This window comes from Nodosilinea sp. FACHB-141 (assembly GCF_014696135.1).
GTDB lineage: Bacteria > Cyanobacteriota > Cyanobacteriia > Phormidesmidales > Phormidesmidaceae > Nodosilinea.
Map to the genome: position 1 here is coordinate 167871 of NZ_JACJPP010000002.1, position 24348 is coordinate 192218.

Annotated in this window: 14 protein-coding genes; 4 read left to right on the forward strand and 10 right to left on the reverse strand. The window is 54.7% G+C overall.

Annotation, left to right across the window (positions count from 1 at the left end; all coding sequences use genetic code 11):
- Window positions 1-194: 194 nt before the first annotated feature.
- Window positions 195-2834 carry a CHAT domain-containing protein gene (locus H6F59_RS00630; protein WP_190694264.1) on the forward strand — a complete coding sequence of 880 codons (2640 nt, stop codon included), beginning with the start codon at window positions 195-197 and terminating at the stop codon, window positions 2832-2834.
- 199 nt (window positions 2835-3033) lie between these two features.
- On the opposite strand, the gene H6F59_RS00635 is transcribed toward H6F59_RS00630, so the two are convergent.
- On the reverse strand, window positions 3034-3405 hold the full coding sequence (locus H6F59_RS00635; RefSeq protein ID WP_190694265.1) for a transposase: 372 nt from the start codon (window positions 3403-3405) through the stop codon (window positions 3034-3036).
- A 415-nt stretch (window positions 3406-3820) separates the two neighbouring features.
- Window positions 3821-4087, reverse strand: coding sequence for a helix-turn-helix domain-containing protein (locus H6F59_RS00640; RefSeq protein WP_190694267.1), 267 nt, complete (start codon window positions 4085-4087; stop codon window positions 3821-3823).
- Between the two features lie 630 nt (window positions 4088-4717).
- Here H6F59_RS00640 and H6F59_RS00645 point away from each other — a divergent pair.
- Complete coding sequence (locus H6F59_RS00645; RefSeq protein ID WP_190694269.1) at window positions 4718-5161, forward strand: hypothetical protein; 444 nt, start codon at window positions 4718-4720, stop codon at window positions 5159-5161.
- Complete coding sequence (locus H6F59_RS00650; RefSeq protein ID WP_190694271.1) at window positions 5158-5829, forward strand: hypothetical protein; 672 nt, start codon at window positions 5158-5160, stop codon at window positions 5827-5829. The genes H6F59_RS00645 and H6F59_RS00650 overlap by 4 nt, the downstream gene beginning before the upstream one ends.
- A 21-nt stretch (window positions 5830-5850) precedes the next feature.
- On the opposite strand, the gene H6F59_RS00655 is transcribed toward H6F59_RS00650, so the two are convergent.
- On the reverse strand, window positions 5851-6084 hold the full coding sequence (locus H6F59_RS00655) for a helix-turn-helix transcriptional regulator (protein WP_190694273.1): 234 nt from the start codon (window positions 6082-6084) through the stop codon (window positions 5851-5853).
- 61 nt (window positions 6085-6145) lie between these two features.
- Here H6F59_RS00655 and H6F59_RS00660 point away from each other — a divergent pair, with 61 nt between their 5' ends.
- The gene (locus H6F59_RS00660) at window positions 6146-6499 is read left to right on the forward strand and encodes a hypothetical protein (protein WP_242021189.1); all 354 of its coding nucleotides are present in this window, start codon (window positions 6146-6148) and stop codon (window positions 6497-6499) included.
- Window positions 6500-6573: 74 nt separating this feature from the next.
- Here the strand turns inward: H6F59_RS00660 and H6F59_RS00665 are convergent, their stop codons facing one another.
- From H6F59_RS00665 to H6F59_RS00695, 7 genes are all read right to left on the reverse strand, one after another.
- Window positions 6574-10458, reverse strand: coding sequence for a helicase (locus H6F59_RS00665; protein WP_190694276.1), 3885 nt, complete (start codon window positions 10456-10458; stop codon window positions 6574-6576).
- Window positions 10458-13643: a hypothetical protein gene (locus H6F59_RS00670; RefSeq protein ID WP_190694278.1), complete on the reverse strand. Its 3186-nt coding sequence runs from the start codon at window positions 13641-13643 to the stop codon at window positions 10458-10460. The genes H6F59_RS00665 and H6F59_RS00670 overlap by 1 nt, the downstream gene beginning before the upstream one ends.
- Before the next feature lie 264 nt (window positions 13644-13907).
- On the reverse strand, window positions 13908-14324 hold the full coding sequence (locus tag H6F59_RS00675) for a DUF6884 domain-containing protein (protein ID WP_190694280.1): 417 nt from the start codon (window positions 14322-14324) through the stop codon (window positions 13908-13910).
- Window positions 14325-14329: 5 nt separating this feature from the next.
- Complete coding sequence (locus tag H6F59_RS00680; protein WP_190694282.1) at window positions 14330-15238, reverse strand: GIY-YIG nuclease family protein; 909 nt, start codon at window positions 15236-15238, stop codon at window positions 14330-14332.
- Window positions 15231-17264, reverse strand: coding sequence for a 3'-5' exonuclease (locus H6F59_RS00685; RefSeq protein ID WP_190694284.1), 2034 nt, complete (start codon window positions 17262-17264; stop codon window positions 15231-15233). Before H6F59_RS00685 ends, H6F59_RS00680 begins: the two co-directional genes overlap by 8 nt.
- 8 nt (window positions 17265-17272) lie before the next feature.
- Entirely contained in the window at window positions 17273-23020 is a 5748-nt protein-coding gene (locus H6F59_RS00690) for a DEAD/DEAH box helicase (protein WP_190694286.1), read from the reverse strand.
- Between the two features lie 64 nt (window positions 23021-23084).
- Complete coding sequence (locus H6F59_RS00695) at window positions 23085-24251, reverse strand: hypothetical protein (RefSeq protein WP_190694288.1); 1167 nt, start codon at window positions 24249-24251, stop codon at window positions 23085-23087.
- Window positions 24252-24348 lie beyond the last annotated feature (97 nt).

Sequence of the window (24348 nt, forward strand, 5' to 3'; positions counted from 1 at the left end):
GTGCGGTCGCTCCGCGTTGCTAGAGTTTTTTTGGGGTCATAGCCGCAGCGCTGGCGACTCTCTATGCCATTCCTGAGAAGAACGGGCTGGTGCCCTGCCTGAGATCCTCTGGTACCCTGGGGCTTAGCTGTTGCCAAGCTTCGGTAAAACCAGCCCAACAGGCTACTTTGCTATGTAAATAGGGGTGTGTCTCGATGCCAAACCATCTGCGTCGTCGCCTAAGGGGCTTGTGGGGCCTACTGTTTTTGGTGGGGCTGGTGCTGGCAATCTGGGGCGGCCAGGGTTGGTCGTCACTGGGGCTGGCGAACGATGCGATCGCGACTCAGGCTGGCACCCCAGAGCAGCTGGTGCTAACAGGGGTTTCCTTTTACCAAGCTGGCGACTACCGGAGCGCCATCGATCGCTGGCAACGGGCGCTACAGAGCTATGGCTCTGGCGCTGAGCCATCGCAGCGGGTGCTAGTCTACGAAAATCTGGCCAGAGCCCATCAGCAAGTGGGGCAACCCGCAGAGGCGCTAGACGCTTGGGCGGCGGCGACGACCCTCTACCGCAAGCTGGGCGACCCGCTGCACCTGGGGCGCACCTTAACTGAGCAGGCTCAGGTGCATTTGAGTCTGGGGCAGCACCGGCGGGCGATCGCCCTGCTCTGCCTACCCCAGGCCGAGGCCCCCGCAGACTCCTGCACCCCCGGTTCGGCCCTTGCTCTGGCCACCGCTACTGACGACGCCCTGGGTGAAGTGGCGGCCCTGGGCAGTCTGGGTGAAGCCTATCGTCTGCAGGGCGATTACCCAGAGGCCGAAGCTATTTTACAGCGTGGGCTGAAGCTCGCTCAGGCGTCGGGGTATGGTCAGTTTGAGGGGCCATTGCTCAACAGCCTAGGCAGCATTTTTCAGCGGCGATCGCGCCTTGACTTCCGCCGAGCAGAGGCGGCTAGCCAGCTAGGGCTAACCGGCATTGCCAACACCTTTAGCGGCCAGGCCCAGGGGCAAGCGCAGCAGGCCCGACAGCTTTTAGAACAAGCGCTTGCATGGGCTCAGCAACAGGCCAACCTGGCCGCAGAATGGCAAACCCGACTCAACCTGCTGCCCCTCTATCGCCAGCAAGACGACCCAACAGCTGTGAATGCGACCCGCCAGCGGCTGGGCGAGTTGGTAGCTCAGCTGCCAGCCAGTCGAACCCTGGCCTACGGAGCGATCGCCGTCGGTCGGTCGTATCAGCCGGTGGGCACCACCTTTCGCTGTGCCTTGTCCGGCGACGAGGCCCAAGCTCAGACCTGGCTCGACCGCGGAGCGGCGATCGCCACCCAAATCAGCGACCACCGCGCCCAATCCTTTGCTCTAGGAGAGCTGGGCCACCTGCGCGAGTGCCAGAGTCAGCTGGATGCCGCCGTGGCCCTGACCCAGCAAGCCCAGGTAGCCGCCACTCAAGGTTTAGCGGCCGCCGATAGCCTCTACCTGTGGCAGTGGCAAGCAGGCCGCATCGCTCGCCTCCAGGGCGACCCTAGAGCAGCGATCGCTGCTTATACCCAAGCTGTAACCACCTTAGAGAGCATTCGTACCGAAATTTTGGTGGCCGATCGCGACGTGCAGTTTGACTTTCGAGATACCGTCGAACCCCTCTACCGCGAGCTGATTGAACTCCAACTGACGGGGGTGACCAGTCTTCAGGCAGCGGCTAAGCAAAACCTGCTCCCATCCGCCTCTGCCCTAGAGTCGGCCCTGGTCACCGCCGATGCCCTGCGGCTAGCCGAGTTGCAAAATTACTTTGGCAACGACTGCATTCTCAACCCCATCGCCCAGGCCCGAGTCGATCTGCTGGCTCAAAGCACTAATACCGCCGTTATTAGCTCGGTCGTCCTGCCCCAGCGCACGGCCTTAATCGTTAACCTGCCCAATCAACCTCCACAGCTCGTCTGGATTGACAACAGCTCCCAGTTGAGAGACACCGTTGTGCAGTTTCGCCTAGGGTTAGAGGCCTTCTACACCGAACCCTACGCCACCACCGTGGCCGAACAGCTCTACGGTCAGCTGATCAAGCCGTTAGAACCGGCTCTCACAGCAGGCAACATTACGACCCTGGTATTTATCCACGACGGTTTTTTGCGCAGCGTGCCCATGGCGGCGCTCTATGACGGCGGCCAGTTTCTAATTGAGAAATATGCCATAGCTACTACCCCCGCTCTCACCCTGACCACCGCTGCACCCTCGCGTCCTGAGAATTTGCAGGCTCTGGTGTTGGGCAGCAGCCAGGCGGTGGTTGCTGCGGGGCGGCGATTTCCGCCTATTCCAGCGGTACCGACGGAGGTGGCCTCGGTCTTGGCAGCGCTGCCGGGCAGTCAGGCGCTGCTCGATGAGGCCTTTAGCCAAGCCCAACTGAAGCAGGCCCTGCAAGAAACCCCCTTTTCCATTCTACACTTTGCCACCCACGGGCAGTTTAGCCCCGACCCTACGGAAAATTTCATCATCACTGGGCAGGGGGAGACCGTCACCTTTGGCCAGCTAGAGGCGTTCATTCAAGCGGGGAACCCCAACAACCCACAGATTGACCTGGTCATGCTCACAGCCTGCGACACTGCCGCCGGGGATGATCGCGCCACCTTGGGTCTGGCTGGAGTGGCGATTCGGGCTGGGGCTAGAAGTGCGATCGCCTCCCTTTGGCAGGCCGACGATGCCATCACAGCTCAAATCAGCCAAGATTTTTATCGGTTTTTGAAAGAGCCCCATCTCAATAAAGCCCAAGCGCTCCAGCAAGCTCAAATTCAAGCTATTCGGCGGGGCCCTAGTGTTACCCCCGGTAAGTGGGCACCGCTAATCTTAGTGGGCAACTGGCTTTGAACCCAAAGGTTGTTGGCCTATAGAGTGGCAACTATGGAAACAAGGAGTTCATGCAGCCACTCTCATTCTAGAAATTTAACTGCTGTTCGACACTCCGTACTAAACAGGAAATAGACGTAGGGATAGTAGTGGACGTAATAGTAATATTAAATCTGTGACGTAGGGATAGTAGTGGACGTAATAGTAATATTAAATCTGTTTAGATAGGCACAATTAGCCCACAGCCTTCATCCAGCAGTGAAAGCCCGTCAGTCCTCGAATTGAACGCCGGTCGGTTGAGCAAGACTCGACACCGCTGGGCTACGACCGCTTCTAATTGGTCTAACGACTCGAAACTTCGATTGGCGATGGCCTCATTGGTCGCTGGCCAGAAACGCTCTGAGGGCTGCAACTCGGGGGACTTAGGGGGCAGAAACAATAAATGGATGCCCTCAGGGACAACGACGTTGGCGGTTGTGTGGAAGGCCGCTTGATCCAACACCAGGACAACGCGCTTGTCGGGACTAAGGTCAAAATGGGCGGCGAAATCAGCGAGGACTTGGTTGAACATTTGCCCGTTGAGTTTTGGCACGATCCACTAGTAGGTCTGCCCTGTCATGGGCTCAACAAAGCCCATGAGCCATAGCCATTGGTATTTCCAGTTGACCTGAGCAATGGGGATGTGACCCAGCGGTACCCAGACCATGCGGTTGACGGGGTGAAGGCCAATTCTGTGCTCATCTTCTGCCCAAGCCTCAACCTGGGCTTGGTAATGAGCGGCTTGGACGTCAGCTACGGTTTAGGCGAGTTTTTTTCCACGCTTCCTAAGTGTCGAGGTCACTCTCGACGTGCTCAGGGCGAGGACGACGGCGGCGCATCTCCAGACTCTTGAGGTACTCCTACCCGCGTTGAGGATGAATGGGGCAGCCCAGCACCTCACTCATCCAACGAGCTACTTTAGGACCATCCGACAGGTCGCCATCTCCAGGCGGCATTTAAAGGGCTTGCTAGAGTTGAGCCTGCTGAACCGCATTCACCAGGGGGGCTTGCCCCGGATTATGACGCCGTTGGTCGCCAAGGGCACTAAGGCCTTGCTCGTTGTAGCGCCTCAACAGTTTGTAAATCCGGTCACGGCTGTAGCTCGTTGAGGCTGGTACGTCTGCTGGAGAGCGACCTTGAGCTAGAAACCAGATGATTTGGTAGTGGGAGCGCTTGATGCCCCCTTTGGCGTCTCGGTAGCGACGCTCTAGCTCATCTACTGCCAGATAATCCACAACTTGTACTTAGTTAGGCATTGCACAGTCCTAATTGCAATCCCCCTAGTTATGCTCCTCCAAGCGGACTTGGATATAATCGCCCCTAAAGGTTTCCAAAATTTCTGCACCATTGGAACCTCTGTTGCGTAGTGGTTTGAGGTGTTTTTGAGAATGGGGAATAGGAGATTCGAACTCCTGACCTATGCGGTGCGATCGCAGCGTCCCTAACCCCTAAAGCCTTTACCGCAGGGGCTTTGCAGCTTCCACGTCAAAATCTGAGTGCCCAAACGAGTGCCCAAACCACTTTTTGAGTGCCCAGGTAGAAGCTTGCGATACCTGGAAACAAAGGTAGGTGAGCTTTTCACTCGCCGAGTAAAGTTATGTAAAAGTACCCAATGCGGTACCCAAAATCCTTGTCGTTAGGTGCTTTTGGTCATTATTGGACGTGCCCTTCGGTAAGCAAAATGACGGTGTAGAAGGGGTGCTGAAGCAAAAATAATGCTTGATTCCGCACTGAATCCGCTCGGCTAGTGAGTGCTGAGCAAGTCTAAGAAATAGGCAGCATCACCTCAGCTTTGAGGCGCTACAATTCACTCAGAAAGGTGCTCTAGTTAAAACAAGAACCTGCACTATCTGTAAAAGAACACCATGCCTAGAAGGCCTTCTGCATCATCCTCCGACGGCTCTTCCAAAAATAAACCCAGAGTGCGCTTCATCTTTGAGCCCGATCGCACTTCCCCAAATGGCATCACCTACTTCTGGCTCATCCACGACACTTACAACGGTAAGGAGAAAGCGGCCACAGCGACCCGCGCCTTCTGGTTGCCCTTCGCCTACCGGCACTCCGGCAATTACTCAGAGGCCGAGTTGCGCGACCTGGCGCAGCAGTCCATCTGGCAGATGGAAGCTCAGATTCAACACTTGCGCGAGGAATTTGAGCTGGGCCTGGTTCGGCCCGACGCTACTGAATTGGTAGGGGCCACCGAGGCGGAGAATCTACAGCCCGAGACAATCAGTGGATCCGCTTTGGTACAGCCCATGACCGTCGCGGCTCCGGCTGACTTGCTCGACGAGTTCACCGATGCCCTATGAGCGACTTCCAGTTGCCGAAGGAGCCAGAGACCGAGAAAGGGCGATTGATGCGCCAGCAATACCTGGCGCTAGCCAAGGCCTCGCTCAAGGATGCCAAGGACTACGACAGCCTATACACCCGCTACAGTGACAGCCCCACGTCAGCCCAAGGGTTGGATCAGGAGGTGGCCAGAACCGCGCTACAGAACGGCAAGGCTCCCCGGCAGGTAATTCAACTCTTGGCTCAAGGGCCATTTACCCAGCAGCAGATTTTGGGATTGTCTGATACGGAGAAGAAAGAGGCACTACCCAAACTGCTTCAGTACGCCCAGAGGACGGTGGATAGTCTCCAGCAGCAGCGGTATCTGGAATATGCCTGCTCGGTGACAGGAAAAATTCAGAGCTACCCGGATCTCTATCGGGACTATGTGGGCAGTGACCTGACCGCAATTCAGCTGGATCAGAAGGTGACGGCGGCAGCGCTGGGGGCTGGGGAATCAGGAGAATCCGTAGCGGCACTGCTGCACCAAGGGCCGTATGCTCGCTTTCAGCAGGATGTGCAGGGGATGGCCCCGCCAACGATTGAGCAGTATGCCCGAGGGACGGTAGCCCAGGTGCAGGCGATTCAGTCGCTCCAGGTAGGGCAATCGCAGCGAATGCCGCCTCGGGCCAGGAACTTGGAGCGCTAAGGTTGAGCAGCTAGTGACATGTTATTCGTCAATTTCGCGACCGATGTACTGACTGACAAACGCTTCAGCAGCATCGGGGTTCATGGTTTTGAGAACCTGCACAATTTCTAAGATGGTGTCGCCTGTGGGGTCAATTTTGCCGCTACACCAGCGATAAACACTGTTGCGCCCAACGCCCATAGTTGCCGCGAAACGATATTGAGTGATGCCGTATTGCTCCAGCACCTGTTTGAGAACATAACCTGCTTTGCCCATATCCTCATCATTTCAGAGGACGGATGGTCATGCGAATCCATATGTGTTGACGTATCCATATATGGATACTAATATGGCGATAGGACTATCTGAGGTTCGTGTTGTGTTAACCCCTACAGCTTTCATCGGTTCAGAGGTGAGTGGTGCTGACCATAACCTGCTAGTCAGCGTTGAAATCAGACAGAAGCTGAGCAATTACCCAAGGCCTGATCGGGAGCCTGTAAAGCTTTTGGTAATCGGGTCTCGGGAAGCGATCCAAGCGATGCTTCAGCAGATGCATATGTGTGGCTTTGCTGAAATCTTTGAGTGGACTGACTTCATGCCAGCACCTACGCCTGAAAGGCCGCTGCAATGTCAACCGGGCGAATTGATGAGGATGTTGGTGAAATATTTCTCTAAACCTCACGCTATGTAGGCTGTGGACTATAGCCCTATGATGATGTCCTAGGGTTGAATTAAGTAGACATAAGGCATGAACCGCCTCATTTCCTAATCAGCCTCGTCGTTGTCCTCTAAAAGGATTGTGTTTAACAAGTTAAGCTCGCTGGATGCCATAAAGTATCGGTTGTCAAATACGGTTTCTAGCTGGCTGATAGTTCGTTGACCAACAACAGCTGCCCAGGGAAAATCTTGATAAATAGGTAGAACTGGCATAACCAGCCCCTGGGATGTCAACGCAGTTCCTAAGGCATTGCGCCAAGTTGTTGGGTCTTCTAGCAGTTTTTTCCTGCCACCATCTTCGGGCTGGATCTTCCAAAAATGTGGATAGTCTAGCGGTAGCGCAACCACAATGTTATCGGTCTTAGTGTCTTGTAAGGTCGAGTATTCTCTGACAGGTGTTTCTTTCTCCCGAATGAGCAGTCGGTGAAGCTCTTTGGCCGGTTGCCGCAGCTTAGGTGGAAAGCTAGTGTTGTCAGCAATTGAGTTTAAAAGCCCTAGCAAATTGAGGCTACCTTTATCAACATCGGTACGCCAGGTCTCGAAACTAAATCTCTCTTCGGATGTTCTTCCGCGCCAGTCTTCTATCCAGAAGGGGCCGACACAAGTCAGCTCCTGGGGAATGGTTAAGCTTTCATCGGTAAGCGCTCCTAGTAGGCGACTGGTGGGGCGTGAGATCGTTTTGGCCAAGGCTTCAATGGCGGTGTAGTCCACATAGGAGGCTGTGCCTACCTCCGGAGAAAATCCCTTTAGATTGAAGTGGGCAAAAAGCCCTTCCACCAGCTGCTGAGCTTTTCCTATCAGGGCTTTATCATCTTGGGTGTGGTCATCACATAGAAACACCTGAGCCTCCCGCAGAAAGTCTCGCAGGTCATCAGACATGAGGCTTAGCAGTTCTTCGTCGCCGACAAACCCCACCGGTACAAAGGCAATGCGCTGCCGCTGAAGCCCGGCGTCTCCTTTAATGCGGGTATGGATAGTGGAGCGTAGCATCAACAACAATGTCAGTAGGTCAGTTGACTGCCGTAGCCAACGGCGATCGCGGTCTTCAGAACCGTCTACGATCATAAAGTCGTTAATGAGCATCACCAGACGGCGAGCCTTATGGTCGCCTGATACCTTTTGGCCTGTTACTACATCAGTGTATAGGCCGCGACCTCGATAAATGAGTTGGGCTACCTCCATGAGAGCTGCTTCTATATTGAATCGGGGAATGGAGGCAATGATCCAATCGGTTTTTGGGAAAGAGACCCCTCTGGCCCCGGAGGAAGTCATGAGAAAGACACGAACTTGGTCGCGCTGAGGCTCTTGAACCAGCTTGAGGCGCTGGTCTTCCCGCACGCTTTGATCCAAGATTTTTACATCATCAGGGGTGAGCTGCGGCGCTTCGCCTGCCGTTAGGGTTTGCCGCAGTTGTCTCAAGAAAGCTTTATCTTGGGCAAAAAAGATAATTTGCTCAGCCCCCTGCTTCAGCGCCGTCTCGATTTCGATCTGAGCATTTCTGAGCAACTCCTCATCAGACTGCTCACGCACGGCCTGGCGGATGGGCTGAGGCTGCCCATCACTGGTAAGGCCTGGGGTAATAGACGCTAGCCGAATGCTGTAGTTGATATCGAGGGTAGACGCCGGATAACTGTTGGTCATGATGTGCAGGGTGGGATGCAGACCTGACCCGACTTTCAGGGTTGTGCCGGTGACACGAAACGCACTGCTGCCAGCGGTTGGGCTAATCAACACCTTATCTGGGGCACGGTCGCCAGAGTTTAGATAGCTGTTGAGCACCACTTCGTTACTTAACGAGGCATCCGAAATGATCAGCACTACCCGAAAGGGACAGTGCTCTCCTTCAAAGGGTTCGATGAACTGCTGGGTGAGCCATTCTGCTAGCCCGTGGCAGAAGAGTGCTCCAGCCCCATCACCGGCTACTTCATCGACCATGGCGATAACAGTCGGAATTTTTTTGGCAAAGTTTCGCCGCTCCTGCTTGCCTGCGGTGGTATTGGCTTTTTTGGTAAACAACTGGCTGAGGGCATCAATGGTTGTCTGGTTCCTGAGGGAGCGGTATCCCTGGATGGCAGCGGTCAGCACCAGCCGGTTGACCTGGGGATTCACATCAAGCAACTTGCGGGCCGCGATCGCGAGTGTCCTCAAAACCCCTGGGCGAGTCTTTGACTGCATACTGTCTGCTCGCTCGGTACGGGCACGCTTGTACCGCCTTGAAGCGACAATTTCGGTATCAATATCCTGCTCTTCCTGGGGCGTGACAAATAGGGTGTTGCAGATGGGATGATTCAGTTCAGCGACGCCGTCTGCGACAACAGCGCTGTCAATTTGCAGTTTTTTGGTGCCTGGGGTATGAATCTTTTGCTCGTACCACGAAGCCGCTGAGCTGATCAGCTTTGCGTTTGAGGTTAGGGTTAAAATGCCGCTCGGCTGGCCCTCGTCATTGTGGGCGAGTTTGGCGGTCACGTCTCGGTTGATGACGACTCGGGGACTGACATAGAGAAAGCAATAGCCTTCGTCTTGCTGGGATAGAAATTGAGTGACCGCAGTGGTCTTGCCGATCCCCGGATTCCCCTCTAGCGCGATCACATTCAGCCTGCCGGGTTGCGCTGCGGTAAGCCCAGCCACTACCGCAGCGGCGTGGGTATTTCTGAGGGTCACGTCACCGGTTGGAGACAGACGCTGTTTGAGAGCGGTGGTAATGGCTGGTCGGGGATCGCCGTCGAAAAAATCCTCCAGGGCATCTGTGGACTCCAGGGAAGAGAGGGCATCTTCTACCGATAGCGCCTGCATCGGTGTATAGAAGTCTTTGACCTTTTCTGAAAGAGACAGGTGCAGTGAACTGCCTAGGTCGGGGGCGTCGCCGATGGTTTTGGCCTGTTTTCTGAAGTCTGATGGGAGCGATCGCACCAGCTTGTTAAACACAATCCGAATTTCTTTATCTAGATCATCGCGGGCACCATCCTTTAGTTTGTGGGCCTTACGGTAGGCTTCGCCTAGGGATGCCATGAGCTGAATGCGAGGGTCACTCCCCTGGACACCGTCGTCAAACTCGGCGGTTAGGCTTTCTAACCCGTTGGAGGTGACTGCGATCGCGCTAGCCCTGCACCCTTTGGTCAGACGTTCCTGCTTAACTAACAAGTTGACTAGTCGTTCAGTGTAAGAGGAAGCCTGGCAGAGCTTGAAGAGAGGCTTGTCGCTACCGCTAAAGGCCACCAGATGATCAGACAGCTGTTGGCTGATCTCTAGCCCACTGCCTTCAACCTCAGCACAGACACGGGCGAATACGCCGCGCGACTCAATGTAACGGGCATAGCGGTGAACTTCGTTACAGTGGGGCTCCTCGGTTCTAAAATCTGCCAGCTTAGGGGGCGCGTTGTAGGAAAACTCTAGGCAAAGGATGACATTCTCGGGTCGCTTACTTTTGCGTCGAGTAGAAGCCTCAACAGCCTTCAGCCAAAGTAAAAAGTCGGCACGTCCAGGGCGACCGCGCTGGAGTAGCCCTACATCGACGGGGCCAGGTAGCTTAAAGGCCTGCTTAAAGGCAAAGGCAGTTTTCTCAATCTCTTCATCGTAGGATTCTTCAACCCCAGGCAGTGATAGTGGAGCCCAAATAGCCTCGATTTGGTAATGTTTGAGGGCATTGCGCTTTAGGTATTCGCGCATGGTGCTCCACCCTAGCCCATAACCGAAAACCAGCAGATGTCGAATGTTGGACTCTACCCACTCTCTGACATTTTGATCGGTGACGTGGAGATCCCGGACGACACCCTGGGTTACGTCAGCAACCTTATACTCTTGCCACCCTTCTAAGGATGGATGCCTTAAGGACAGCAGATCTTGCTGCACCAGGTAGGCAATGACGCCACGCTGAACTGCGATCTCAAACACACGGCCCCAGGTCGAGGCCCGCAACAGAAAGTCAGGTTCCATTACGGTTGCCTCCTGTGCAGGGTCTGCGACACATGGGTGAGAAGGGCAGGATAGCTGAGATGAACCAGCCCTCGACGGCGAGAGTGCAAAATTTCGACTTCTCCGGTAGCTTCCCGAGTGGCAGGGGAGATCCACCGAAAGGGATCTAACACGGGGATGAGCTGCCCACCTTTGACCCCTCGCTCAGCTTCAATAAAGTGCAACCCCCGCAGTACCGCTATCAGACAGGGATGGATCTGGGAATCGCCCTCTGGGTCAAGCAGGTGCTGGCGGCCACGCTCTGCCCTAATGTCTCGCACCCGATGGTCAGACACCAAGAAGTACACACAGAACCCGGACTGGGGCCGCTTTTCTTCATCGACGGCATGCAGCGTGGCAAAGGTGTAGACCGGAATGATGTCTCGCACCACATCCATGGCGGTATTGGGGAGAAAATTGACGTGGTCTTCAGCTTTTAAAATTTCAAAGGCGGCTTCTTTGCGGTCCCGCTTCCGCAGGCGGGTAGCGGGGAAAACATCTCGTAGTAGGGGGTAAAGGATCAGGTCTGGAAACGATTGAAAGACCTCTTCGAGAAAGGTGACTGGGGTCAAAGGCGAGTTGTGGTCAGCAATGCGGTTGAGATGTCGCCCCCCATAGGCATGGGACAGCAAAATGATGTGCTTGCAGCCGAGCTGGCGAAGATGTCCGATTTCTTCTCGAACGAGGCGTTGGTTTTGCATCTCCTCGTGGGATCTGACAATGTCAGATTGGGTGCGCTCTGGCTTTAGCTCGTACCCGGAAAAGGGTTGGGCGATCGCTGAGGCGATATAGCTCTGGGTAAAGAACAGGTGGCTTCTGTTGTCGCCATTTGAAGTGGGGGCCTCATCACAGGGGCGCGTGGAGTAGGAAATCAGGCCGATTGTCTCGACATGAGGTTGAGACGGGGTGGTCAGCGCCAGGGGAAAAGCACTGACTAGGGCATCAAACGCGCCAGACTTAACATACCGAGCTGAATCAGAGGCCAGATTATCTAGGGTGATCCCTTGCATGCGGACTGGACCATCTTGAGCCAGTAGTGCCTCTATGGACTGGGCAGCTCCGTAGACGTATGCTTCGCCTTCGCTATCGCTGTTTTTGCCAGTCTGCTGAAGACGCAGCATCAGGGTCGTAAAGTCTGTCGGCGACTCCGCCGCACCCTCTCGCAATCGCTGAATGATTCGCCACAGGCAGCAGTAAATTAATAGGGGAAAGGCGGCGATCGCGGCAGCATGCCACTGTTGGGTGTCTGCCCCTCCTTTTTGAGCCCTACTCTGACGGGTCAACGTGCGCAACTCATACTCAACTAGCACTGACGACGATAGCGCCCATGCTTTAGCCTGCTTGGCTGTTGGGGTTAAATTGTAGGGCTGGTCTTTACCCGACTCGCAGGGTACCCAGATAACCTGAAGTAGCTGCCCCGGAAACAAGCGCTGGGCCTGCATGATGTGGGGGTCTGCGCCCTTGTTGGGTACCAGGTTGTGCTCTGTTAGCTCGGTGGTGACTTTGAGGGAAAACAGCAGTTGAGTCACATCGGGAGTATCAGAAATTTCGATGTGGTTAAACCATTCCACTGACTCCTGATTCTGAGTTGGGGCACTCACCAACAGGTCTTTTACCCCTGGTTCAGCCCCTTCCAACCGGCTCCAGGCGACAACGCCCCGTTTCACGCAAATAAATTGTTGCGCTGTGCGGCGCTGGGCCTGAGCCACAATTTTGTTGCCTTTGTCTTGCAGCAGCTTAATCATCGCCCGCGAAACGGCCTGCATGGCTCCGGTGCGATCCCTAAGATCTTGAATCAAGGTTTGGATGCCAGGTCTGCCGTCAGCCATTAAGGTCGCCAGGCGTGTTTGGAGAGTCTGGGTAATTGTGGTCGTCGAAATCTCCTGAGCTTCCCCGGAGAGTTTAGGGATGACGGCGTCCAGCACAATTAGCTCAGCCAGGCGTCGGCACAGGCTGTAGGGTGACACGCTTAGCGGATCTTCCGCCAGCAGAGTTTCGCTGATGAAGTCTAGGCGAGCGTCAAAGGCCGGTTTCCCTTTTTCAGGATTATTGCCATTGATGCGGAAGCGATAGCTGACTCCTCGCTGCACACCATAGCTGTCTTTACTGCTGACCTTCTCCTCAAAAATTTGAGTTTTCCATTCGGGCCATACCGCTAGGCATGTGTAGAAGGTGGCTTGGTTTAGGTAGGTGGCCAGGTCAAACTCAGCATTCTGACCGTAATGAGCGGTCAGGTCAACAGATAGGCCATCCGCTTTAACCGTTTCCACCAGCGCTAGAGCCCTGTCGATATACTCTACCAGGTATTGATTATCGCGCTGGGTACTGCTACGAGCCTGCTCGGCAACGGTCTCCATGATTCTGAAGGCGACGTTTAGCCGCACGCGGGACAGCGCTGCGTCGTCTAGAAAATTGAGGAATCGCGTAATCTGGCTATCGGCGCGATCGCGTTCAGCCTCCAGGCTGTCGATGGCATCACCGATATCATCTTCGTCAAAGCCGCGCTGCTCAAGGCGAGATGCGATCGCTTCTTTCATGCGGCCAAAGCAGTTATCGGCCTCGACCTGTTCGACCGCCACCAAAACCTTGGCGACTGCCGCAGAACGGTTGCGATCGCTGGAGTCAAACGCCAGGGGCTGAAGATTAGCCTGGTAAACCTGATCTTTGAAAGTGGCTCCTACAGAGGAGGCCAGGGTTTGAAGCTGCTGGGCCGGGCGATCTAGCAACAGCTTGGGCAGGTCAGACTCATCTGGTAGAGCAGCGTCCAGAGCCTGATCGATAGCCGCGATCATTTTGTCGAGGTGCCCCGGTAGCTTGGCTGGGTTGCCCTCGGGTAGCTCTCCGCCCAGCTTGGCCCTGAGGCCAAAGGGAGGCGCATTAAAATCTTGGACAAAACCGCCTGTATCCGAGGGTTTGAAGGCGTCTTTGAACTTGGTGTGGGAGAAAAGCCTAAGCAAGACCGCTGAGGTACAAACCCGCAGACGGGTCTTGTTTGTTGCTGGGTCGGCGCTGAAGAGAAACAGCGATCGCTTTTTTGGGTCGGAATCCTGAGATGGATCCTGTTCGGTAACGATTGAATCGGCAAGTAGCTCTAGGAGCTTAGCCAGATCGACAGATGGCCGAGCTGAAGGTGCCTGAATCTTGGCACCCCGATCTTGGGTAGTCATATTGGGTGGTCCTCCTTTTCTCGGTCTTGCGACCGCTTCACTCTCCCAGGCGACCAACCCAGAGGAGTGGGAACTAAACAATGAATAACTTAGTATTTCCCAAAATGTCAAGTCCAGCTAAGAATCTTCGATGAAGTCTAGCTTTTCCTATTACCTGGCCAGCCGACCTGATAGCAAAAATTTCGGTATGGCCAGACTTTTAGCGAACAGAAAGATAGTAGTTCAAAATTCATTATGGTATTTTGCTAGCAGGCTTTAGATTAGCTAACTATGGCCATTAAACCAGGACAGTTGTTTCCCGATGGCTAATCCCTTCAGAGGAATAACTACAACATATTCAGCGTCGTTAAGTTTTGGGGCAAGATTTTCACGGTACGTCTCTCCAGCAAAAATATGGATTTCACTAGAGTTATTGGTCAATCTTTTAATTTCATCAAGCACATTCTGAGCCCATTCGTTTCTAGCCTCTGAAGGAATTGACTTCAAAGTCTTATCATAGGGAGAAATAACATCAGAAGGCTCGACAAGCCCATGCTGAGCTGAAAGAATAAACCAAATTGAGTAGTGTTTCTCAACGTAAGCCTTAGCTTTAATGAACCAGGTTGACTGGTAAAGGTCTTTAGCAGCGCAAGGGTAGTATTGCTTTTTGCTAACACAAGAGACTAATGCAATTTTATCCATGCAAGTCAACCCATGAATTGAGCGGAGGGAAGCTGCTCAGTCACTAGCAAATGCGAGGCAATCAAGTCGTTTTCAAGCTCTAACCGGTGGTGCTCTTTCCAAATAGGGTTTATTACCCAAGAAAACTCAAGCGGGCAAGCCTCTTGAAAGACTAAGTCTTGTGCTCTCCTGGCTCTACTGACTTTACTTAGATGGGCCTTTAGCCTGGCCTGCAATTGACCTTGCCCAATATAAACCAGGTTTTTTCTACCTTGGCTGCGAATTCGATATAAGCCCTGAGCTTCTTGAGGAATTTTCAAAATAGCTTCTGGTGGTAGCCACTCTGACCACTGATGACCAGCCCAGTTTGCCCTGTCTGGAATGCTCATCAAAGACCCAGTTGGTTGAATACCAAGAACATGACTGTTATCCAATGCTAATGTCAATCCGCCTCTATTGCGCTTCCCTAAAGCTGTCAGGCGGGCGTTATTGGCTGTGGACATTTGGTACCCAGTTGGCATTCTGCCGAAGTTAACCTCTGGAGACCTTTGATGAGTATATCGGTACAAGCTAATGGATAGCGCCTCTAGCCCCTTACGCCAGGGAGTACTCCACTCTCCGTCTAGAATAGACACTTCAAAGTTGCAGCCTTCGGCATGCCTAATAGACCAAAGCGCGGGTGCAGCAGTATGAGGGTCTCTGTATGGCATTTCTACAGCGTATATACCTCTCAACATTCCCATACGCTTTTTGAGATTCATGTTGCCTGCACCGGTTTGACCAATGTAAGCCAGTTCTTGCTGCCCTGCTCGGCGGATGCGATAGAGCCCTGGCAATGAAGGAATCCGATTACCCCTCCAACATTCGTACAGAGGTTGCCAATCCGACCAATGAGCTAACTGCTGAACCACCCAGCCAGAGAAATTTTCAAACATGGAGCGAAAGAAACTGTGTGGGCTTTCCCTGCCAGCAAAGATAGGCAAAGTCGCGGGCGCGGGTGATGGTGACGTAGAGCAGATGTCGTTCTAGTTCGATAGATTCTGCCTTGGCCTCATCATCGGAGGCTTCCGAAAGAGCTTTCGGGAGCGGCAGAATGTTATGTGACAAATCGATGGCAAATACCGCTTTGAACTCTAGGCCTTTGGCACGATGCATGGTGCCGAGGCGAACGGCGAAACCTGACTCGTTGTCTTGACTGTTTAGGTTGATGTAAGGGATTTGTAGGCTCTGTAAATGCTCTTGAACTGGGGATAGAAGATAGCGAGTTCTAGCAAATATACCGACTTCAGATAGCAAAAGCCCTCGCTCGGTCAGATTTTGAATTTCTTTAGCAACAAATTGGGCTTGCTGTTCGGGGCTGTCAAAGGCGGTGAGAACAGGTTCTGGGCCTTGAAGCAAACTGACGGTGCCCTTGCGGGTTTCGCGGCTACCGTCTAAGTCATCGCTTTCGAGGTCGGTAATGCGGTCGGCAAAGCGGCGAATTTGCTCGGTGGTGCGGTAGTTGATCTTCAGCGTGCGCGATCGCCCTTGAACGTTGATACCCAGAGACTTGAGGGAGAATTTGCCTTGATAGATACGCTGCCCCCCATCGCCTACCATCATGAAGCTGTTAGGGCCATCTCCAGCTAGAGCGGCGAGGAACTTGAGCTCTTGGGGGCGGAGGTCTTGGACTTCATCGACAATAACGGCGTCATAGCCCTGGCTGACTAACCCATGGGCTAGAACGTCGCTGGCGCGGCGAAAGTAGTGACCCCAATCGGCTTTGTGGTCGTTGTCGAGGTGGGCCAAGACTTTTTCGAGCACCTGCCAGACCTGGCGACGATCGCGCACGGTGAGGGGAGTGCCACGTCCTTTTCGGCTAACGGAGCGAAATTCATCCCAGGTCAGAATGCCGTGGGGTTGAATGACTAAACGCCACTCTTGCCAGAGGGACGTAATGTCTAGAGGGCAGGTGGGCGAGCTGTAGAGTTCGAGGAGCGGTTTGATGTCGCTATCGCCGACGGTACGACAGCCTTGTTTTGCTTTGCCCAAAACTGAACTGGCTTGGCTGGCTACGGAGGTGACGGTGATATTGTCTGACTCTTCTGGGGTGCAGAGGAGTTGGAGGTTGTGCTTTAGGTTGTCGCACAGGGTGTTAACGAAGGTCGTTAAGAGTACCTTTTTGCCTTGGCGGGCTAGGTGCCGGGCGCGATGGAGGGCGACGACGGTTTTGCCCGTGCCTGCAGAACCTGTCACTTTGACAGGGCCATTGAAATTACCGGTCACTAGCCGCCGCTGAGAGGGATGGAGAAAACCAATCCAGGTGGCTAGCGGGGCCTGGAGCATTTTCTCCAGTTCGCCCTGGCTTTTCACGGTAATAAAGCGGCGCTGGGTGTCGGCATTGTCAGCCACAGCCTTGGATGTGGGTGCAACAGGAGGAGCCACCAATTCCCCTGAGGCCACTTGCAGCAGTCGTTCTGAGACTTCTTCGGGAAGTCTCTCGATGATGTTGAGCAGGTCATCGGCGGTGATCAGCTGCCGCAGCACGGGCAGCCAGTCGTTGGGCAACCCCAAACTCAGCAAGTAATCGTCTTCATAGGCATCAAACAGACCAACTTGCCAAGATTCTCGCCTGGGGACAATTTCTTCGACAGACTCAACGACTTCGACGATCTGTAGGGCTCCTGTCTTGTCATTAAACTCGACCTTGCGGTTGCTGGCCCAGTGGTAAGCGTCGTCGTGGTGCCCGGCATGGAGCAATGCCCAGGTATCGCCATCTTTATAGACGATTGCTCTCAGATCTTGGGTAATGCGTGCTGACCAGAGGTTATCGTTTTTGATTTTGGTAAGGCGCTCCAAACTGAGGCTGGGTTGGGCTGGGTTGTCCTGAAATTTGAGAATAAAGTCGTTGGCCCGTTTGACTTCTGCGCCACTCAAGCTAACCAAGGATTGAAATAGAGATTTGCAGATCAGTACATTCATAGGGTTGCCTACAGCGCCTGGAGAATGGTTTCGATGGCCTGAGGGACTTTGGGGTTAATGGCGAGCACTGATTTACCCTGGGCGGTTAAAGCCGTTTGGAGGTCGTCCACATCGTCTGCTCTGGCATCGACCAGGTAAATGAGCGCGGTGCCTCGACAGACTTGGGCGGTGTAGGTACCAACAACTTGACCGTTGACTTCCACATCACTGCCACCATCGACTTGAATATCACTGTGCTGGGCCAGGGCTTTGATTAGGGATCGCCAGTCTGGCTCAAAGAGTTCAAGGGGTTCTTGTAAGTCGGAAGTGTCTGAACCTGCTGAGCCCCCCTCAGGGGGTTCAGACACTTCCGGTTGGGTAACAAACCAATCCGACGAATTGCGAATGGCATCGGCCCTAGGCCTGTCTAGTAAAAGTCTGCCCAGGCGGAAGAAATATTTAGCCATCCGGTCGCGATCCTCTAAATCGCCTGCGGGGATAGCGATCACTTCGTAGCCTTCGTTGCTCAGATCCTCGCGAATGGCTTGGTCTTTGGCCTGGCGCTCGGTATTGCCGTGGAGAGGGCGGCTCATGCCATCGAGATAGATACAGACTCCTTCTTTAATGTCGGTGGGATCGGGGTAGAAGAAGTCTGGGGTGGTGGTGCCTAAGGGCTTGCCCAGGTCAATGCTGTGCTGGGGGATGGGGTCAGGAAACCCAGCTCGCCTCAGCATGGTCTGGAGCAAGGCTTCAGCATGGTTGACCGGGCGGTGTTCGTCGTCCTCTTCATTCCTGGGCAGGTTGGCTGGAATGGTGTGACTTCTGGTGAGAATGTCTTCCCACTCCCGCAATTTTTTCAGCGCTGTATGCCGGTTGAGGTGCCTGTGGTAGTAGGCATTGCGAAAATTAAACAGACAGTCGATACAAGCGGTCTGGCAGCGAGATTTGCAATCGCTGAGCACTGAAATGGCCGCTTCAACTACCCCTGTCCACTTGGTCAGCAATTGCTCTAGCAAACCAGAACCGCCCGGCATGGGGTCGTAGAGCAACACGTCTACCCGTTCACTGCCGGGATGGCCAATGGTGAGGATTTGAAGATCTTCTAGCTCCATTTCTAGAACGTTGCTAGCCCCGTGGCGAATGGCTTCCATAATGCTGTAAGCTACTTCGCGGTTTTCGCAGTCTTGGAGACTGAAGGCATCGGCAATGATATCGGCAAAGAAACCAACAGGCTCAATTTTGGTGCGGCAGCGATTTTCGTGATCCTCTTTGAAGAGATTTAGGTCTTGCTCGGACGTGAAGGGGGAACGGCTGCGACCACAGACCAGACAGACGGTGTAGCCCAGGTCTCCAGTTCGCACTAGGTTAGCGGGGCCAACGTTGACCAGTCGCAGGTGAACTCCTCGGCGGAGTTGAACCGATTGGTCTTTCCACTGAAATGCGAGGCCGCCGCTGTGACGCCCTTGCTCGTAGCCCATGATGGTAACCGGCATCTGGAAGCGGTTGTCTTCGTCGTCGGAAATGTTTGACTGGTGGGATAGATCCACGTCGCACATGGGGACGGCTTTGATAGAAGCTGAAGACAAGCTGGACGAGAGCTGTTGCCCGCTGCCGATTTCTTTAATAGCTTCGCTGGCAACATCGACCTGGAAGTAGGTGGGGTCTTCGGGCTCTAGGTGGAAGTAGCGGGGCACGAAGCGCTGGCCGTTGGCATAGATTAAATTGCCGGGGACGTATTCGCGCAGGGCCACACTGGGGGGCCGAGGCAGGTCAAAGTCTGACATCCAGGTGATGCTGCGGGGCATCTGGGCTGTCCCCTGGATGTGTCCACCATCGAGCCCGTAGCCAGGAAGAAAACTCTCAGCGGCGAGGACGCTGTAGGTGATGGTGTCGTCCACGCCTTCGGCATCGCTTCCCTTTCTAAAGGTTTGCCCTTTGAGTCGTTTGACCAGGCGATCGCAGCGGCGAAACAGGGCATCATCTTCTGGATCGAGTGCCCCCTTGAGAATGCGTTCTTCACTGAGCCGCCGGAGCTGGCCCATGGCCCACTGTAGACGTTTCCACAGAGTCAGAATGACCTTGGCTAACTCATCGCCCATAATGGCAATGTGGTGCTTTAACTCAGCTTCCTTAACGGCCATGGCGTCGCTCTCGGGCCAGGCTTTAGCAAAGGCCTGATCGACGTGCCCATACAGGGCGATCGCATGTTTTTGAATCAGCCCGTTCAGGCTGCTGACATCCAGAGGTCCGGAACGCACAAAGCCACTGTCATCAAACAGGTAGTTTTTGACCTGGCCGGGGAAGCAGGTCTCCAGGACGGATTGAATTTCGTCGCGATCGCCCTGGGGGATGCCGTGGCCGGTGCGGGACATCTGGTGCAGCGTGGTCAGCACCGCTGCCCGTACATGCTTACCCACCATCAGGGTATTGCGGAGGTTGAGCTTGGGGGGCTCGATCAGCCCATCCAATAGGCGCAGGGGATCGGCAAAATAGGAGCGATCGTGGCTGGCTCCTCGGGCGTAGGTGAGGTTGACCGCCATGCGGTAACGACGCCCAGCTCGGCCCGCTCGCTGCCAGTAGTTGGCCGGGAGCGGCGGTACATTGCGCATGAGGACAGAATCTAGGGAGCCAATGTCGATACCCATTTCGAGAGTGGGGGTACAAACCAGGGCGTTGATCAGTTCGCTGTCGCCTTTGAAAATGCGCTCAATGCGATCGCGGGTTTCGTGGGGCACCTGGGCCGAGTGTTCTTCAGGCCGCAGCATGGCAAACTGCTCGTCTAAAACGCGCAGGTCGTAATCGTCGGTGCTCTCGGGTTCAAAGGCAATGGTGCCATCACAACGCCAGGTGGTGCAGGCCAAACGCGGCGTGGGGCGCGGGTGAGCCCGACGACAGACATTGCAACGGTAAACGCCCTTACCGGGAGTAATGCGCAGCTTATCGGCATCAATTTGGTAGACCCCTTCACACCCTTTAAGGGTCTGCTTCCAGGCATTTTTTAAGACGCTGGGCACCAGCAGCTTCAGCTCATCCTTCAGGCAGTACCAGAGTTCCTGAAAGAAGACATCCATATCCTCTGGGGAGACGCCCCAACGGCGGGCGGCTTGACGGGGTACCGTGTCTCCTCCCTTGGAGCTGAGCCACTGCTGCACGCGAGAGGGGCTATCTGCGGCATCGCGAGTGAGCTTTAGACCCCTGGGAACGCCGACCAAAATGGGCATGTAGCCCCGCTGGATCTCAAAGTCGCCTTCTTTCCATTTTTTAGAGAAGATTTGGCCTTCACGATCGAGCAGGATGTTGTTGCGACGGTTGTTGTCGAGCAGAGCCGCAATGCCCTGCACCAGATCTTCGGCGGGCACCCCCAGACGCGGTGCCCAGTGTTTGATAAACGGCAGGTCGGCAGTTAAGCCGCGATATTCGATGTGGAGACGACCCCAGGGTTCTAGGCCAATGCGCTGTTTCACCCCGGTGGTAATTTCGCGCAGCACCTGAATACGCAAAAATCGCTTGCGCTCTTCGGCATGTTTCAGCCCTTCGGCCTCTTTGCGGTGGACTCGCCACACTTCTGGAATCAGGGAGCGGCTAAGATCGTCATCGCCATCGAGCAACACATCGAGGCGAGCGGTGAGGTCGCCTATGGAGATGGGGCCATCGGTCATCTGGTCGTACATCAGGCTGCGCAGGCGATAGCGCCGGGCGTGGTCTTGCATCCAGCCTGCCTGGAAGGCGGCATCTTGGCGGTTGTCGGCAAAGACCAGCAGTCGTCGTCGCTCGGCATGGTGGAGCATATTCTGGGCCAGCACATGCACGTCGGAGACGGTGGTGGCGCGGATGGGGCGAGCGGGTTCTCGGTAGCGCCCAAAGGCGCTGCGGCCTGCGGATTGGCAAGCCACGCAGGAGGTGAGCATGCCGGGATGTTTGGGATTTTGGCGCACTGCCAGCAGCGGCACTAATTTGCCCTTACGGCCACAGCTACCGCAGCGATCGGCAGATTCGGAGTGGAGGGTACCGCAGGCTCGACAAAAATGAATGGGGGAAGTTGAACGAGGATGGTTACGGGGTGTAGTGTCTTCGTCGGTGTCATCTTGGGTGATCAGACGATCAACCAAAAGCAGGCGATCGCCCTCTAGTTCTGCGGCTAGGGGTTCCCAAAGGGTAGTATCGCCGTGGGCTTGGCCACCGGAGGGATGTTTGTCAGTGAGCTTGAAGTCGGCGACCCAGTGGGAAAAGTAGTGCTGTCCGCAGGTGTTGCAGGTCAACACCGGCAGCCGATACAGATCGTCCTGGTTGGTACCCACTGTATCTTCGGCGGAGAGCCACAGCTTGGGGCGATCTTGGTCTTTGGGGAAAGTAACCACAGCGCCGCCAACGCCGCGTACAAAGCCGTGAACCACGGGGCGCAGCAGGGGCCGTCCGTCTTTGCGAGAGGCGGCCCCCAAGGCCAGCCAGATCAGCACTTCTTCTTCGGTGATGGGGCGACCGATGATGGTCTCAAGCTGGTGCAGCAGGTCGGTGAGGTGGCGGGGATGGTTAAGGGCGACGGTGAGTTGGTAGACCAGCTCGTTGGTGGCTAGGGCATCGTAGAGCTGGTCTTCCCACTGGTGGGGGGCGAGGCTGACGCCAGTAATTTGGCGGTAGATGTGGCTAACGGAGGGGCCTGCCTCTTCTTTTTCAACGGCGGCGAGGACGTATTGCAGCAGGGTGGCGGGGTCGGCGGTGAGAGGTCGGGGCAGTTGGCGCTGGGGCGACCAGACATCGTCTTGATATTGCTCACCGACTAGGGCGACCTGGTCTTTAGCGATGCCAAAGAAACGAGAGGCAAAGGACTGGGCGACGTTGAAGCCTTCGCTGGTTTTGGGGTCGGCAATGGTGGCCGAGGTGGCAATGCAGACGGTCTCGGCGGGAGATTTGCCACAGAAGGTACGCAGGCGACGGATGAGGCAGGCGGTTTCAGCCCCGTTTGCGCCGCTGAAGGTATGAGCTTCGTCGAAGACTAGAAAGTCTAGGGAGGCGTTGTCGAAGAGGGAGATGTCGCGCTGGCGGGTGAGCAACAGCTCTAGCTGTTTGACGTTAGTGAGGAGGATACGGGGAGGCTTTTCGCGCATTTCTTCGCGGGAAACGCGCTCTTCGGCGGGGAAGACGGGCTCTGGACGTTTTTCTCGCTGGGCTCGGGTGGTGGCGGCTTCGTAGTCGGCTCTGGAGGCTCCGGGTTTGAGGCGCAAGCCGGAGGCTTGGGAGGTTTTCTCTGGGGTTTTGCCAACGTACATGCCGAAGGTGATGCCGGTGCCCGCCAGTAGTCCCCGTAGGCGGCCTAGCTGGTCTTCGGCCAGGGCGTTCATGGGGTAGACGATGACGGCGGTAATGCCCTGGTGTGCGCCTTGGTCACGGAGGTTGAGGCAGTGGCTAATGATGGGATAGAGAAAGCACTCAGTTTTTCCAGAGCCGGTTCCGGTGGAGACGAGGGTGGTTTTGCCCTGATGGATGGCGCGAACAGCGGTTTCTTGGTGCCCGTAGACCGAGGGATACGGGATCAGCTGTTTCATGAAGGGGTGGAAGATGCCCTCATAGATCAGGTCGTCTACGGTGGCTCCCTGCTGGAAGACCCGGCTGAGGCTGATATAGGGGCCTTTGAGCAGGGGGGTAGAGCGGGTGGTCTCTAGGTTGAGCAGATTGCGCATCTGCTCGTAGAGGTTGGTATCGGCAAAGGGATAGGCAGTGAGCTGATAGCGGAGAAAGTCGCTGACGACTTTCTCCGTGTAGACGATGGGGTTGAGCATGGGGGCTATGGTTGAGGGATGCTTTGGCCTGTAACCGCTGACTAGAATCAGGCATTGCTAGGCGCTAAAGCTTGGCTTGGGCATCTTCTACTTTTTGACTGGCAGAGCTCCAGACTGTGGAAAGAGCTGTATCCAAATAAATGTAGCTTCGCCCCATAATGTCGTCAGGTGTCACGTTGTAAGTACTGACTAGAAGTGCTCCATAGGTAGAGCTAGCTGAGAAGAAGCTATTGCTCTCGTCTGACTCAATGTAGTAATTCCAGACATTGTAGGCAAACTCATAATGTTTGTAGGCCTGGTCTAAATCCTGGTAAACAAGATGCTCTTCAGCGCCAGGTTGTCTCCCTAGTTTGTCTAATGCAACCTTCAAGCCGCGCACCTCAGCTCCGTAGTCCCGATAGCTCATGCCGACATCCAGGGCAGAGTCTACCGCTGCAAACTGGTCTAGGGCATCCTCAATTTCTGGAATGAGTGCTTCATAGGCTTCAATTCCTTCATTGATATCTGACAATTGGGCTTGGATGTTGTCAGCTTCAGTAGAGAGGGCTGCGATGCTCAAAAGCGGGACTTTAGGGGCTGCGCCTAAAATATTGGCTGCCTCCTGCAAGTTTTCTTGATCAGTTTTGAGGACTTGAATATCTCCAGGATTTTCAGCTTTGCCAACATCTTTAATCAAGTCTTGGGCCTGGGCGATCGCACTACTCTGAGCCGATCGAATCCAAAAGGTTAGTCCTCCCAGGCTGAGCAGAGCAACAGCTAAAACACTGCTGGCAACCACTGAAACCCATAGAACGATTCGATTATTTGCCTGGCTGGGGACAACCGCAACTCGGCTGGGCGTCACTTTGGTGATCTGGCTTTTTTGAACCGGATTGACAATTGTTGAAGCCACGATGATTGCTTCACTCTCGTCAACTTCTGGCTCGATATAGGTACTTAGCTTAAATTCCTCAGCCCAGTCGGGTAAGTCGCTACCCACCTGTCTACCGTGAACTCTGACGGTTTTAATAGTTTGAATAGCTAGCCCTTCAATACCTTTTTTAGTAAAGCTGACCAATGCCTGTTGAGGAGGAACTTCGGCTGATTCCAGAAAAATATTGAGGCGATCGCCCTTTGCGAAAGCTTTAACCTCGATGCCTTTGGGCTTGAGGGAATGGCTCATAAGAGCGGCGATTGCTTTGGGATTTCCCTGCTTGGCGGTGGCAACGACGTCGGACTGAATGGCAGACATGGGTCTTCCTCGCGCGTGCGTAAAACGTATACCTAGGTTTCCCAGAGGTTTTCTGTCGCAACCGCCAAAGTACGGAAAATCTTTAATGCATGAATTT